The following is a 15,094-nucleotide window of genomic DNA, read 5'->3' as shown; positions in this document are numbered from 1 at the left end:
GTTAGTTGCCCAGCGCCTTGTCGCCGACTGCCAGCGCGATAGCACCAACGATGCCAGCCTGTGCCAGACGTGTTCCTATCATCGAACGGATGAAGGGGATGCTCCAAACCCACTTGGCGGCAACCCAGCCCTTACCCGCCAGAGCGCCCGCTTTTGCCAACTTGCTAACGGGCTTCGTATCAGTTCGTGCAGCCTTATCGACCGTCTCGTTATCGTTCATTCTAGTCTCCTGCTGGAGTGGTGTTGACCGGCTAGGCGCATTGTCTCGTCAGCTTCGCTGTTACTTACCCTGAAACTCTCTGGTGCCTCATTGGAGAGTATTGTTGACGAGTGCGATAAGCGGCTCGCCCGGTGGACCTGATGTGACTCTTACATCATAGTTCTTATTCGCGACTTTGATGGTGTTGCGTTCAAACATGCCGCTCGTTGGGCGGTCCACAAAGAGAGCAGTCCCACAATTCTCAATGAGGTTGTTGATTACTTTGATGTTTGACCTGTTTTGAAGGCGCGCAATGCGACCACTCAGGGTCAGCGTCGATCCGCCTATGCCGGATAGGTTGATACCCCTGGCGCAGTTCCTCATGACGTTGCTGTATATCTCGACATTGGCACAGTCGAAGTCGGTACCGATGCCGATGGCCCATGAGTAATCGTACAGAGTGGAGTTGTAGCAGACATTCCACCTCACGACGGCATAGGTCATGGAGTTGAAGCCGATACAGAAGTTGTTGCCCTCGACAACATTGCCTTCAATAAGGCAGGACTCCGTTAGGCAGACAATCGCTCCTTTGCCGCCGCCCTTGTACGCGGCCACCCGATTGTCTCGGATGATCGCATGGGCGGGACGGGCGACGTAAAGGCGACTGCTTCTACCGATTTGAATGCAGTCGGCGGCAACACCGAGAGGTGGCGGGACTAAGTTTCCAATAATGCCACAAATGCCGCCAACGCCTTCGACGTAGATAGCATCGCCAGCCGCACGACCGACATTGTCGTGAACGTGATTGTTCTCGATCCACACGTCTTCGGCCAACGCATTGGTGGGAAGCGCGATGTCTGCAAACGCCTTATTGCGGATTTTAACGACATCCCCGACTGTGGCCGTGCCAGACAGAGTGAACTTGATGCCGCCGCCAGAGAATTCGGTGCCGCCAATTGCTGTGTCGATGATCGAGCCATCAGGGCGCTTGGCTTGCCATCGTGCATCCGCTCCGCTGCCACCTACGGTACAGGTGATGACATATTCGCCCGTCAGACCTGCTTCAGTTGTCGCGTACGCATTGACCGTTACATCAGCGGGGGCCGCGATCAATTCAGCTTCGGCCTTGCGGGTATTGCCGCGTATCGCGATGGCAATCGCATTGTCGTCTTTCAGCGAACCGCAGTTCGAGACTTCGTTATTGTCCAGGATGACGCCGGATGCGCCGTAGCAGTTTACGCCGCGTGATCTCGCGGCATAGAAATGAAGCCCGGTGACACGGAAGTCGTTCGCGGCATTCTCGTCCAAGCCATACTGCTGACCGACGCCAATGCGAGGTGCTGCGCCGCTGCCATATGGGCGATAGGTACATTTGTTGGTGGGTAGCAGGGTTTCAGCCCATGTGCCGCCGCGCTCAAAGTAGAAGTGCGTACCCGGCCAGAACTGGAGCGGGTCGCGGACATTGGCCATTGTCTTCCACGGCGTCTGGACCGTGCGGCCGTCGTTGGTGTCGTCGCCATTGGGGCTGACGTATCGGCGCGTCTCGGGCAGGAATGCATCAGCTGGGCCAGCCGTGATCGCTTCCAGCTTGTCGTTCGCTACCTCAGCGACCAGTTTGATCTCACGTATCCAGCCAGTGAGAGGCAATGACCCGTCACGGCGCGAACCGATGGTCAGCTTGTTCAGGCTGGAAGGGACCGGCACATAGGGCGCATGGCCGCTGATGCCCGCGCCAGCGATGGAATGACCAAGTGTTCCGACCCGGTGGGCCACGCGAAATTTACCTGGGCCGAGCAGGCGAGGGACGCAGGGCTTTTTGTACCCGCCAGTGAGATTGGCGGTTAGCGCGCCATCGGTAGTGCGCGAGACGACGAATGCCTGTCCACTATCGTTGCTCAGTTCGCATAGGGTCCGCTCGATGTTGTTTTGGAGCGCAATCTCACCCTCGATGATGAGCGTGTGAGGCTTACCCAAAATGTTAGGGCTGGTGATGACGGGCTTGTCCGCCACTCGCGTAACTGGCGATCCCTTGAGGATGATGGGACTGGTAATCCGGTCCGGCTCTGCCTGCGCGAGGATCACCAAAACGGTAGAGCTGGGCTTGACGATGATACGGCCCTGCGTACCCCCGGTATGGACGCGCCCGACCCGCTGCCATTGGCTATTCGTGAAGGTGTCGCCTACGCCGCCGCCGCCGGTAACAGCCAGGTATCCCGCGCCAGCGATACAACGCACGTAGGCGCTGAACCCAAACCTGGCGCTCGATGCGTCAAACATAGGAATTGCGAACTCGGTCGTCGTGCTCGGGTTATCGAGACGGATCACCTTTCCCGACATTATCCCCTTCGTCAGAAGGTCATCGAACAGACCCGAGGCGCGCAGTGCCGTGGTGTCGTCCACAAGTGTGATAGTTGCGCCCGATGGGCGGCTGTTGAGTAGCGTCCACCCACTCGTGCTGGTGGGTGCGACATTATCCATGCCGTCGAGAACGTTCCTGGCCGATGGCTCAACGAGGAGTCCGAAGCTGGGGATGATGCGTGGTTGACCAGCCGGGACCACGGACAGCGCGCCCGTGGGAGCGACCGCGATCCCACCCGGTGACACGAAACTCAGTTGAGGGATTTTGGTTGGATCGCTCGTTCGCAGGCGATCCCAGGAATACGAACCTGTGGCGAACGAAAGGGTGGCGTACTCGCTCTGCTTTGGGGCCTGTACGATCATGCGTAATTGCCCGTGAAGGTCACACGCAGGCCCTGCGCATTGACGCCGGGGGCTAGAACGTCGACGATCAATTCAGCGTCGTCGGGAATATCGGTGATTGTAGGGTAGGGCTGCGTTGCGCCTACCACTGCGCTCGTGGTCGATCCCTGGGGGATGACAATGGGCTGGCTGAGAATGGTTTTGCCGCGCAGCTTCACGTCCAATCGCACGCCACCAGCTTCACCAGCGCCCTGGCTCGCTGCGAATAGTGAGGCGCGAATGCCAGTCAGCTTGAGTGCGCGTGGGGCGCGAAGCGCGGCAACTTTGCTGCCGACCGCTACGATGCCATCATCGGCAAAGCATTGGATGATGAGGTCAATGAACTGGCCGGGAGGACCAACAGCCACTCCGGCATCGATCAGTTCGCCGTTGGTCTTGCGGACCATCAAGTGGCTAGTGGTCTGGTCAATATAGGCCGTCGAGATGCCGACGCCTGGATTGCCCGGATCGCCCTTGGGGCCGTTGAGGACCGTCGAATTGGCCAATTGACCCGTAGCGGTGATGAGGCCCAAAACCTTCTTGGCCAGATCATAATTTTCATTGGTGATCGGCAGCAGAAAGTAGGTAAGTTGGGATGCCGTCTTGCCCGGATATGGTTCGACCAGGGTCAGTCTAGTTGGACTATCCACACTTGCGATAGGATAGGTCGCGCCAGCGATATTAAGTGCGAGACCATTATACCCTGCCAGCCAAGCTGAGCCGCTTCCCGTCACTGCACGAGAGCCTTGAGTTACGCTGATAGTGCCGCTTTGTTCAAACGCTGTAGTTCCCATCAACTACTTATGCGGAGGGACTATTTGCCTACGGCGAACCAGTTGAAGCCGTCCAATGCGGCAGAGCCCTTGTAGCCCTGAGTATAGATCGTCGCTCCGCTCACAGTGGCATCGCCAACAACCTGAATGTAAAGGTCGCGGGCATTGGATGCGTAGTTGATGTAGGGCGTCGCAGTGAAGCTCAGGCAGATGTTTGGGAAGGAGATTGGAAATTGAACCGTGATTGATCGCTCTTCAGCGATGTAGGCCCGATACTGTCCCCACATCAGCCACAAGCCACCGGGGAGAGCCTGATAGCCACTTGCGGGATTATCCATCGACTGCCGGTTCAGGAACTCAAAGTCGATGGCTCCGGCTTTGAGTTTGTCAACGCGGACGTTGGGCATGTAAACGCCGTCTGCGTCAGCGAAAAACAACTGCCGTGAGGCTTCACCCGGCGTGACAATCCGAAAGCTGTCAGCAGAGAATGCGATAGCTGACACGCCATTCTCAATGGCAATGCCCATGCCAGCGATGTACTTCTGACCGTTCTGGTCCGTTTGAACTTTCAGCGTATACTGACTTGAAACACCAGAAACCTTGTCAGCTACAGTTTTGAACGCTTCTTCAATTGTCGCACCGCCGACATCATCCATGCGGGAAGCGAGTGTCTTCACGCTTTCCGCGACGGTGCCAGTCGCAGTTTTGTACGACGTGTCGATGGTCTGGATCGCGGATTCCAGCGTCACCGGCTTTCCACCGAAATTGACGGTGATGCGCGTACCCAGGCCTTGAATACGCTGAGCGATTAAGTTGCCGTCCTTGTCGATAAGGATTTCCCGCAAATCCTTAATCGCTGCCTCGCGAACTGTGCCCTCCTTGGTCACGCGGGCACCCACTTCGTCGACAGTTTTTATAACTGCACTATCGGCGTCGACCCGAGCCTTTTCCTCCTGGACCTGCCAAGCGGATACGTTCTCGCCATATTTGGCGATTTTCTTATCAACGGTCTCGACGCTGGCGTAATTGGCATTAGCGATTGTTCTGCGAAGTTCTGTTAGGCCAGCTTCGATGTCACCCTTGACATTGATACCTGCTAGTTTCTTCTCGCTCTCGTCCAGGCGACTGGTGAGTTGTAGGAAGTCCTCGGCAACCTTGTCGCCGTTATCATCAATACGGGTTTGGAGTGTCTGGATCGCAGTAAGATTGGTGTTAGCTAAAGCGCTTGCGGCACTGATTGCGGCTGCACCATATTCGATGCTGAGTGCGGCCTGTTCGTCAATCTTCGACAGCAGAAGGTTTGTTAGCTTGGAGCCTACCAAGTTCCTGGTGATCGCGTCGGCCTTGCCGTCTGCCGTGTTTGCCGTGCCCTGTGCCACGTCGGCTTTATCAGCAGCGTTCTTGGCATTCTCACGGGCGCTGTTGTCGACCGTTTCTACAGGCGCCGTTGTGACGCCAGTCGTGATCCAAGGGCCGTAAACCGCGCTCGACATGCGGAAGCGCGCACGCACCTCAATGTCGATGCCGGGCGCATTGCTGGTGAAGATGAATGAGCCAGTGCGCGCGTCGTGGAGCGCAGCTTGCTCTGTCCAGGCATCGACCCCAACGGGGCGGCTGTAAATTTGGATGCCGGTGACGCGGCCGCTGGTCTCGGGTGTCCACCCCACATGGACTTCTGAGACGTTGTAATTGTTTGCCCCCTGATAATTTTGGCTGGTGACAATGAATGCTGCGGGGGAGAGCGTGTCGTTGGGGTCGTAGCCGGTCGGACGGATATTGGCGGGGAGGGGCTTTTCCTCGCGGTCCCACGCGTAGACGGCCGCGCTCTCTTCACGCAGCGTCATCTGATAGAACATGTCGTGGGTTTCGGCCTGCTCTTCGACGCGGAACAGCTTGGCGTTCCAACCCAACTGCGGAATGGTCAGCGTGACGATGCTGCCAACCTGTGCCGCAAATGCATTTGGGCCGAACGTCGCACTGAACTTGCCGGGGGTCAGGTACTCCCTCAGCAGGAATTGCTTGGCGATGCGCTGGCACGTTTCGGGTCGCGATACGCATCCCAGGTCCAAGTTCATCGTGCGCGGCACGTCATCGGCAAGTGTAGGTTGCTCGATGGGGTCGCCCCAATCGCTGAGCTGGTAGAGGTTCGACGGATCGGCAAAACGACCGCGGACGATATTGAAACGCTCGCGTGACGCCGGAGCGGGAAGCCAGATGTAAGGCGTGCTGGAGCCAGCTGCGCCAACAATGTCACTGAGGGTTAGGCCGACCTTGGGACCTGCCGTGTCGTCATAACCCCCAATGAGCGTGTATGCGCCACCGACATCGACCATCTTGGTCGATCCCATCGCGGCGGTGATGGCGTTAATTACGGTATCGTGCGCGTCAGCGGTGCTGAAAATGCCGTCGCAGGTATACCGTTGGACGGAGCCTCCGCCTTGGGTCGCAACCTGCTCCTCGCAGATATTCGCGTAGGTCTTAAAGCTGTCGAAATCGATGTTGGCGGCAGGAATACCCATGCCCCAAACGAGCTTGCCGTTGATCTTCCAGCCGATGAGGTAGGTGAGCAGCGCAAGCGCGGGATTGCGACCAATCTCCGTGCTGCCATTGCGCCAGCCCCAGGTGCTCTGGTTGTCGATGCGATGCGAACCGGAGCCGCCGCGTGCGCTGTCCAAGCGCGGGTCATAGACCGGGCAACCCTCAACAACGGTTCGGGCGCTCGCTGGAATGCCACTGGGCCAAGCATCGTTGCTGAGCTTCCAGGTGATCGCGATGTAGGCACAGCCTGTAAAGCAGGCCGACGACTTCCAATAGGCACCCGAGCCGATTGCGAAGCCATTACCGGGGCGGCCTTCGGGAACCGCGCGAATGCTCTCAATGCCGTCGCTATGGCTGACGAGCGTCGAGCCGTTCCAGGCAAGGTCATTCTCAACATAGAAGCCGCGAATGGCATTAATGCGATGCGATGCGAGAGCGATAGCCTGGACGTAGCGGTCCTTCTTGTTGCCGTAGGTTTCGAAGAACCGGACATCGTTACCGGCGGCGGTCAGGCCAAAGACGATCTTGCGCGGTGCGGTTGGGTTGACGGAGGTGCTGAGCCTGTCCGCCATCGAGTTGGACATGCTGGGCGCTTTTCGGAACAGCGTCATCGAGGCGGTCAGCGCCGTCGTGATCGCCATGCCGACAAGGTAGCTGGCGATGGCCGAGCCAGTGACCGTTATGCCTAGGGAGCCAGCCACGTGGGCGAGGGCGGCGCCGATCGCAGGGGCAAAGACGACGACAGCAACCGCAACGGCGACGATTGCTACGACTTTGAGGACCTTGGACATTAGCGGCCCTCCACGTCGGAGAGCGCTACGAACGGCACCGTGAAGGCGCGAGTACAGTCGGAGGTTGGAAGGAAGACTAGACCAGCCTGACCGTGTTCCTCACCAACAAAATAGGAATAGGCACCAACACAGACGCCCAGTGTGGAGCGGTCGCGCATAACGATGTCGCCGCGCTTGGCCTGGCTGACGTGCTTAGGGGCTCCAAGCCATGCGGTGACGGTCTTGAGCAGCGTGCCTTGGCCATGCTCGCGAAGGGCTGCGGCCGAGCCGGTGCGGCTGTCATATTGATCGCGAAAGGCTGCGCCTGGATCCACACCCGTCATCGCGCGGATCGCTGATGCCGCGTGGAGGGCGCAGTCGTGAGAACCCCAGACGAAGGGTTCTTCGGCAACGCGATCTAGATATGTGGAAAGACGGTCTTCCCAATCGGGAGCGCGGACAATCTGAGGTGTGCTGGACATCTCATACTTAGCGCGTCGGGGGTCGCGCTAAGATGGCAGCTCATTGCTGATCCATGTTCCAACTCTGGCCGTCGTATGACACGCCCGCGCTACCAAATCCCCACGTTCCGGGCAGGGTAGCCTTTGTGGGGGCAGGTGAACCGTTTGCGCAGGTTAGAACATAATCCTGGCTGGTGTCCGAGGGGTCGATTGCTTTCTGGGTCTGGTAGCTTTGATTGGTCGCCCCGCTGATAAGGCCAGCATGGCCTTCAATGCCCAGAATGAACTTGCTGCTTGTACCGTCGTCGGAGATTTCCAGTGTATCCATGCGACCCGTGCGGATGCGTCTGAATGCCCAGGTGGCTGGGGCGCCGGGTGTGGGGCTGGTGATCATAATTGCGCGCCAAAGCGTTGCCTGACGTGCCTGATATTCGTCAGGATAGACCATTGCCGCTGTGATCGAGACGCTAGGGTCGTTGGGGATGCCAAGCGCGATTTTGAGCGCATCGCTGCCGCTCATGCTCATGTTGTTCTCACCAATGTCGAGAACCACACCGTGAACTAGCGGTTCGAAAGTTTGGTTGTTGAGCAGGCTATCCGCGCTGCCCTGAACAGTCAGGCTTTCCGCGCCAGTCCAGATACACACCGTATCGCTCTTAAAATCGAGACGACCGAGAATTGCGGTGGTGATGCCCTGCGCAGCCAATGCGGCAAGCACTTCGCTGTTCATGCCTACGCGCATTAGAAAGCCTCCTTTGCCTGGATGGTTGGGAAGCTAGGCTGGCGGTCAGGGTCGAGCGTGAAGGCATAGCTGTCGGCGCTGGTGAAGCGGAACATGCCCTTGGGATTTTGGAATTCGACGGTGGTGCCAACAGCCTTCGTTTTCCTGATCTGCGGGACCACTTCGACCAAACAGCGACCGTTCGCATCGGCATTCGCAGGGGCGGAGACAATTCGATGCAGGCGTTCGCCGATCTGGCAATATTGCCCCAGAGACAGCCCTGAGACGCCCTGTGCGGCCCATCCCGTAAGGCTGACAGTGCTGCTGTAGCTGTAGGCGATCTGGGCTACGGTAATCCCTTGCAGGGAAGATTTGGCGCTACTGCGGGGCGTATAAGTGAACGTACCCAGTTGGCCACGAAGGCTGTCGATCCAGGCCGCAATGCGTTCGGCTTCGCTGTGGCTCATGCGCGGCCATTGAAACTCCAGGAGCCAGTGATCGGCTTTACTGACGGTCTGTTGTGCGAAGGTGTGAGGGCTTTCCATCGCGGCTTGCTGAAAAGCAACCCGAAGGATTTCCTGCGTGGGTGCCCGCGTCGGGAAGGGGATGGGGTAGATAGCCATCCCATACTTAGCAAAAAATCATCTGCTTGAATAATTTGGCGTTTGATTTGATGATGGAATATCGAATCGCCGAGTCGAGGTCTTTATGCCGACTAATAAGCGGACTATTCCTGAAATTCGTGCTCGTCTTCGTCAAATCGCTGATGAGTATGGTTTGGATGAGCTGCATGATTTAGCTGATGAGACCTACCGGGCTTCACCTATCAAGCGTGCATCAAATCGCAGTGCGGCTTTGACGCCCGAGCTAGCCGAGGAAATCAGAAATTTTGCAACGCGAAATCCCCGGCTTCATCAACGTGACGTGGCACAGCGATTCAATGTGAATCCAGGTCGGGTTTCTGAAGCATTGAACCACCATATCTAATTGCAAAGAAAAAGCGCATTCACATGCGCGGACGACGTAATTCGGCCATCGTCGCGTTCTTGGAATTCTGCGTGAGCATGGGGGCCATTTCGGCAATCGCCTGCATCGCCATCGCTTTCACGGCTGCTGGTTCATTGCTGGTGATCGCGCCGAACGTGACGTTGATGCTGCCGGAGCCAGAGCCACGCACGGCGTCCAGCTTGTGGTTCGGGGTGACATGGTATGGTCCGCCCATATCCAGCACCTCCGGTCCATGCTCACCGACGAGGACGCGACCACGATTGCCCATGCCCCCGTTGGCCTTGCCAACCTTGGGCGACAGAAGCTGGGTCAAGCCCTTCGTAAGGCTGCCAAGCAAGCCGGTGCTGCCATTGTCGCCACTGCCGAACAGAAAGTTGCCCAACGGCTTAATGAGCATCTGCTGGATGGCGATGTTGAGCAGTCCGTCGATCACGGTGTCCGCCATGCTGGAGAATGCATCACCCAGGCTGTGAACTCCCTTGATCGTATCGACCAAGCCGCTCTGGAGGTTGCGCAGTCCATCTACCTCAACGTTTTGCAGGCTCTCATTAATCTCGTCGGCGGTACGCGGGATTGTGTTGAGGAACTGGCCCAGCGGCCCCTGATTTTGCTCATTGATCTGCTTGGTCGCGCCAGCCTTCAGTGTGGGAATAAGGGCAAGGCGACAACGCGCGATTTCCTTTTCGGCTTCGGTGGCGTCACGGGAAGCGATGATTGCCTCCAAGGCCAACTTCTCCTGCTGCGTGCGTAGACCGAGCAGTCGGAGTTCGCTGGCGCGGCGGTCCTTCGCGGTGCGGGCCAGACTCCCTTCCAGAGTTGCCACTTCCTCGGCATTCGCGAGGCCCGCACTTTTTAGCTTCAACTCTTCCTGTGCGTTAAATTCGGCTTCTTTGAACGTCAATGCCTGCTTGCGGTTGGCAGTGATGCGCTCCTCAATTTGCTTTAGCTCTTCGACCTGAGCGGCATTGTAACGCTTGTTGCCGTTGGGACCGTCCTTATCAATTTGGTCGAGGCGGCTCCTGCGGTCTTGGTCTATAGCCTTACGTTCGAAGTCGAAGCGTTCCTCGGCGGTAGCAGCCAGAGCGGCGCGGCTATCTAGCTCATCGGCTTGTGAGCGGTTCTTGTCGGCAATGAAGGCTTCCTGATTGCGACGATCACGAGTGGCGTCGCGCTCCGCTTCACGCGCGGCTTTCTCCGCCTCGCGATCAGCTTTCTTCTTCGATACCGCTGCCTCCTTTTCCTTCTTGGGGTCTTTGGGAGTGTATGTGCGGCGTCCAGAGCCAGCCGTAGGGCCAGCAATCTTCATCGTGCGAGAATGATCCAACAATTGCTGGTCAGACATCCCCTTCCCGTCAAATTTCTTATCCGTGCCATACTGGCGGATGTTGCGGATCAGTTTCTTGCGAGCAGAGGTAATGCGAGACTGCTGGTAGCCTTTGTCGAAGTCGTCACCCATGTGCCAATCGGCGATCAGGGGCGTCTCTTTGAGGTGCGGCATGTTCTTGCCGCCAGCACGATCCTGAGCGCGGTTGAGTCCACGCTTAAAGCCATTCTCAATGCGGGTGCCGAAATTGTCGGCGGCGGCGTATGCGTTGTGCGCCTTGTCGATAAAGCGGAGCAGGTTGCCGATGGTTTCGCGCGTGTAGTCGCTGTCCTTGCGGATAGCGTCGAATACGGAGGCTGCGCCCTCGCCAAGCGGATTGAACGCATTGTCCAGACCGGCGAAGGTAGCGCGAATATCGACACCTGCTTCCTCTGCGGCCTTGACCAAATCGTCCATCATGGTCGTGCCTTCGCCCAGGCCCTCAGCTATTGCGTCGCTGATGCCCGCGCCACGGTCGAACGCACCAATGAGGTCCGTTAGGCTGTTCTCCATGAGGGTTTTGGCCTGCTCGAACGTCGTCGGCAGTTCTTTAAACTCAGCATCAATGGAAGCGGTGAAGCGGGGATCAGTCAGGGCTTTGAACAGCACGTCGCTGGTCAGCTTCCCCTCTTCGGCCATCTTACGGAGCGCGCCAACGGGCTGACCCATACTCTCTGCGAGCAGGCGCATGATGCGGGGGGATGCCTCGTTGACGCTGTTGAATTCGTCACCGCGCAGCACGCCGGAAGCCAGCGCCTGACCAAACTGTAGGGTAGCAGATGCGGCGGCATTCGCGTCCGCGCCACCGATCTTGAGCGCCTTGCCGAACGTCTCGGTAGCGCGAGCGGCATCCGTTTGGCCCTTGCCCAGGTCACGGGCAGCGGGAAGGAATTTGGCGTAGAGGTCGACAGTTTCCTGTAGTCCCGCGCGAGTTTCTTTGGCGATGTCGTGAACGTCGCGTTGCGCTGCGCCCATGTTGCCCATCTGGGCAGTGGCGAGCTTTAGCTGCGCCTCCATCTTCTTGGCAGCGTCCGCGAGTTCGAGATACCGCTTTGCGCCATCGATAGCCTTGTCGGCAGCATAGACCGCGACAAAGCCCTTAACTGCGGCTCCGGCGCGGCCTAGTCCCTTTTCGATTGCAGTGCTTGCGCGATCAGTAGCCTTGGTGGCGCGCTCAAGTCCGTTGATGAAGTTGGCACTCTCCAGCGTCATGCTGGCATAGAGTGACCCGATTTGTTGAGCCATTGCGCCTCCCGGCTAAGTGTTGCTCACTACTTAGCTGGGGGGCTTCGGATCGACGGTTTCGCTGCGCTTCCCGCCCTTATCGGAACGGGTCTTACGAGGCTTTTTGGCAGGAGCGGATGCTACCTTGATGGTCTTGCCCATGAAGAAGTCCCGAATGTTCTCTTCTGTCTCTTCCGGCGTCGGTCCTACTTCCACACGGCGTTCGCCCCGATCAAACCACTGAGGGTGTTTAGTTCCGGGTTTGCTATTGATTGCATAGAGGAGGTCTAGGCCGGTGGCGGCGCGCTGATCCTCAACGGGACAACTCGTCCTTGTCGATGGCCTCAATCTCAGCAAGGGTCTTCCCCAGGCCCAGTGCCAAGCGGAATTGGAAGCGGCGAACGCTATCAGTTATTAATCTTTTTTTTCGGCCTCTACCTGCTCGCTCATGCTGCGATCATACTCGTTGAGTTCAATGACCGTCTCGTAGATGCGGGTGACTGCGTTGTTGGACCATGTGCTGAACAGGGGCATATCCCTCTCCGCAAACATGAATTCGCCCTTTTCATCAATGACGCTATAGATGATTGCCAGTACACCAACATCGAGGTCAGCCGGCTTTTGGATGCCCTTTCGTTCGGCTTCGGGCAAAAGCTGATCGTCCTCATAAGCCAACTCGGCGTTACGCTGCTGGCGAATGCTCTCCAGGTAGTTGGCGGTAAGCGTGGTGTGGAGGCCGCAGATTATGCGGCTTGCGCGATTGGCCGATCTGCCGACGGCATCCAGTTCCAGGGCATGAGTTCGTCCCATTGGTNCGGTAAGCGTGGTGTGGAGGCCGCAGATTATGCGGCTTGCGCGATTGGCCGATCTGCCGACGGCATCCAGTTCCAGGGCATGAGTTCGTCCCATTGGTTGGCAGGCCAGTCGCCCGCGACTTTGGCGATGACGTCGGCGATGTAGGCGTGAGGGTCGATGCCGTTGGCCTTGCAGGTCTGGATGACGGTGTAGAGGGCAGCGGCCCGTTCGCCACCTGGGCGAGAGCCGGCGAACAGCCAGTTGCGCCTTCCCACGGCTATACCGCGCAGCGCACGTTCCGCGATATTGTTGTCGATCTCGAGGGAACCATTATCGAGAAAGCGCGACAGCGCCGGCCAGCGCTTGGTGCCATAGGCGATGGCCCGAGCCATGTCGGATTTGGGTGAAAGACGGCGCAAGGCTGCATCCAGAACCTCACGCAAGGTGTCGACCAGCGGCCGACTTTTCTCCTGTCGGGCTCGACATCGCACGTCGGGTGGTTGACCGCGTACCTCGGCCTCGACAGCGTAAAGCGTGCCGATCCGCTCGAGGATGTCGGTGGTCAGCGGCGTGGGCGACCGCTCGTGAAGGTCGAAGACCTTGCGCCGAAAGTGTGCCCAACACGCGACTTCGGTCACGCCGCTGCGGTAGAGTCCGTCATAGCCGGCATAGGCATCGGCCTGGAGGAAGCCGCGAAAGCCGGTGAGATGGGCCAGCGGGTGCGCCGCGGTGCGGTCGGGCGTGAAGCGATACCAGATCGCACGCGGTGTCGTCCCGCCGGATGCCCGGTCGTCGACGGCGTAAACCCACAGCCGCCCGGTCGCGGTCTTGCCCCGGCCGGGGTCGAGTACCGGCACCGGCGTGTCGTCGGCATGGATTTTGTCGGCCTTGAGGACTTCGTCGCGGATGCGGCTGACGATGGGGTCGAGCAGCGCTGCAGCCTGTCCGGTCCAGCCCGCCAGCGTCGAGCGGTCGATGTCGAGCCCTTGCGCTGCCATCATCTCTGCCTGGCGGCAGAGCGGCAGATGGTGGTCGAACTTGGAGACGACGATGTGCGCTAGCGTGGCGAAGGTCGCCTTGCCGCGCGCCACGGCGCTGACCGGTGTCGGTGCCTGGACGATCTTGTCACAGGACCGGCAGCTGTATTTGGGGCGGATGTTGCGCATGACGCGCCAGCGCACCGGCACGATGTCGAGCATCTCGTGCGCGTCCGCTCCAAGCGGACGCAGCGCGCCGCCACAGTCCGGGCAGGTGCAGGCACCCGACGCCGGCTCATGGACGACCTCCTCGCGCGGCAGATGTCCGGGCAGACTGCGGACGGGCACCGGCCGAACCGCCACGCCAGGGCCAACCATCTCAGGCCCCGGCGCATCGCGCTCGGTCTCGAGTTCTTCCAGCGCCAGTTCGAGCTGCTCGATCTCACGGCCGAGCTTCTCGGACGACGCGCCGAACTGCATCCGCCGCAGCCGGGCGATCTGCCCGCGCAGGGTATCGATGAGCAGGTCGCGGGCAGCCAGTGCGGCATTGGCCCGGGCGAGCGAAGCCTCCAGCGCGGCGATCCGCGCGGTGGCATCAGCAGGGGAAACAGGCGCTTCCGACACACTGCCTCCATAGCAGATTGCAGGTCGGCGAGCGAGAGAAAGTGGCGCAAAACCGCCGTTTTCATCCCGCCAGCGTCGGCGTGAACGTCCGCTCGGGGCGCCGCCAGTCGATGCCCTCCAGCAGCATCGACAATTGCGCCGGCGTCAGCGTCACCGTGCCGGTCGCTGTCACTGGCCAGACGAAGCGACCCCGGTCGAGGCGCTTGGAAAACAGGCACAGGCCCTGCCCATCGAACCACAGCAGCTTGACCAGATGCCCGCGCTTGCCCCGGAACGCGAACAGCGCACCCGAATGCGGGTTCTGCGCCAGCACCTGTTGCACCAGCACCGCCAAGCCATCGAACCCCTTGCGCATGTCGGTCACACCGCACGCCAGGAACACCCGCGTCGGCAGCGGCACCGGGTTCACCGCAGCACCGACAGCACCCGTGCAAGCGCGTCCGCATCCACGCCCGCGTCGACATTCACCCGCACGCCGCCCGGCAGTTCGATCTGGATCAGCCCCGATGAACATGGTGCCGGCTGTGGCGCTGGCACGACCGGTTCCGCCACCTGCACTTCGGCAAACACCGGCAACGACGGCACCGCGCACGCCAGCTTGCCCTCCCGCAACTGCTTGCGCCACGTGTAGATCAGGCTGCTCGACACCTCGCGACGGGCGATAACGTCGCAGACCCGCATCCCCGGCCGGAACGCCTCGGCTAGGATCTCCAGCTTCTCCGCATCAGACCATCGCCGTCGACCCGACACCCGGCCGACCACCTCCATCCGACCAGTCATACGAGCACTCGTATGACTGGTCGTAGAACCTACAACTTCCCGCACCGCCTGCGCCCTCGTCAAAGGCCGCAAGCATCTCAGCCACAGGCCCTACCGCAAGGCGGCCTGCCGACCACGCTTAC

At 59.4% G+C, this 15,094-nt stretch carries 12 protein-coding genes; 1 reads left to right on the top strand and 11 read right to left on the bottom strand.

Annotated features, from left to right (window positions below; all coding sequences use genetic code 11):
• Nucleotide 1: 1 nt before the first annotated feature.
• The 7 genes from ASF14_RS21090 to ASF14_RS00030 form a co-directional block, all read right to left on the bottom strand.
• A complete protein-coding gene (locus tag ASF14_RS21090; RefSeq protein ID WP_156360941.1) occupies nt 2-220 on the bottom strand; it encodes a hypothetical protein in 219 nt (72 codons plus the stop codon).
• Between the two features lie 87 nt (nt 221-307).
• Nucleotides 308-2,920: a right-handed parallel beta-helix repeat-containing protein gene (locus ASF14_RS00055; protein ID WP_056429847.1), complete on the bottom strand. Its 2,613-nt coding sequence runs from the start codon at nt 2,918-2,920 to the stop codon at nt 308-310.
• The gene (locus ASF14_RS00050; protein ID WP_156360940.1) at nt 2,917-3,672 is read right to left on the bottom strand and encodes a hypothetical protein; all 756 of its coding nucleotides are present in this window, start codon (nt 3,670-3,672) and stop codon (nt 2,917-2,919) included. Before ASF14_RS00050 ends, ASF14_RS00055 begins: the two co-directional genes overlap by 4 nt.
• Nucleotides 3,673-3,752: 80 nt before the next feature.
• Nucleotides 3,753-7,040, bottom strand: a complete 3,288-nt coding sequence (locus ASF14_RS00045) for a gp53-like domain-containing protein (RefSeq protein ID WP_056429837.1) — start codon at nt 7,038-7,040, stop codon at nt 3,753-3,755.
• Nucleotides 7,040-7,501 carry a DUF6950 family protein gene (locus tag ASF14_RS00040; RefSeq protein ID WP_056429833.1) on the bottom strand — a complete coding sequence of 154 codons (462 nt, stop codon included), beginning with the start codon at nt 7,499-7,501 and terminating at the stop codon, nt 7,040-7,042. Before ASF14_RS00040 ends, ASF14_RS00045 begins: the two co-directional genes overlap by 1 nt.
• A gap of 40 nt (nt 7,502-7,541) precedes the next feature.
• A complete protein-coding gene (locus tag ASF14_RS00035) occupies nt 7,542-8,210 on the bottom strand; it encodes a hypothetical protein (RefSeq protein ID WP_156360939.1) in 669 nt (222 codons plus the stop codon).
• Between the two features lie 11 nt (nt 8,211-8,221).
• Nucleotides 8,222-8,824: a hypothetical protein gene (locus ASF14_RS00030; protein WP_056429825.1), complete on the bottom strand. Its 603-nt coding sequence runs from the start codon at nt 8,822-8,824 to the stop codon at nt 8,222-8,224.
• A gap of 85 nt (nt 8,825-8,909) precedes the next feature.
• Between ASF14_RS00030 and ASF14_RS21085 the strand changes: the two genes are divergently transcribed.
• Complete coding sequence (locus tag ASF14_RS21085; RefSeq protein WP_156360938.1) at nt 8,910-9,188, top strand: hypothetical protein; 279 nt, start codon at nt 8,910-8,912, stop codon at nt 9,186-9,188.
• A 19-nt stretch (nt 9,189-9,207) separates the two neighbouring features.
• On the opposite strand, the gene ASF14_RS00025 is transcribed toward ASF14_RS21085, so the two are convergent.
• From ASF14_RS00025 to tnpA, 4 genes are all read right to left on the bottom strand, one after another.
• Complete coding sequence (locus ASF14_RS00025; RefSeq protein WP_056429819.1) at nt 9,208-11,817, bottom strand: tape measure protein; 2,610 nt, start codon at nt 11,815-11,817, stop codon at nt 9,208-9,210.
• Nucleotides 11,818-12,638: 821 nt separating this feature from the next.
• Entirely contained in the window at nt 12,639-14,192 is a 1,554-nt protein-coding gene (gene tnpC, locus ASF14_RS00015; protein ID WP_056429814.1) for an IS66 family transposase, read from the bottom strand.
• A 61-nt stretch (nt 14,193-14,253) separates the two neighbouring features.
• Nucleotides 14,254-14,601 (bottom strand): IS66 family insertion sequence element accessory protein TnpB, encoded by a 348-nt coding sequence (gene tnpB / locus ASF14_RS00010; RefSeq protein ID WP_056429811.1) that lies wholly within the window; start codon nt 14,599-14,601, stop codon nt 14,254-14,256.
• Nucleotides 14,598-14,960, bottom strand: coding sequence for an IS66-like element accessory protein TnpA (gene tnpA, locus ASF14_RS00005; protein ID WP_236696864.1), 363 nt, complete (start codon nt 14,958-14,960; stop codon nt 14,598-14,600). The genes tnpB and tnpA overlap by 4 nt, the downstream gene beginning before the upstream one ends.
• Nucleotides 14,961-15,094: the final 134 nt, after the last annotated feature.

The sequence above is a fragment of the Sphingomonas sp. Leaf257 genome (assembly GCF_001422185.1).
GTDB lineage: Bacteria > Pseudomonadota > Alphaproteobacteria > Sphingomonadales > Sphingomonadaceae > Sphingomonas > Sphingomonas yabuuchiae.
The sequence above is the reverse complement of the archived record's forward strand: the minus strand, read 5'-3'. Positions and strand labels throughout refer to the sequence as shown.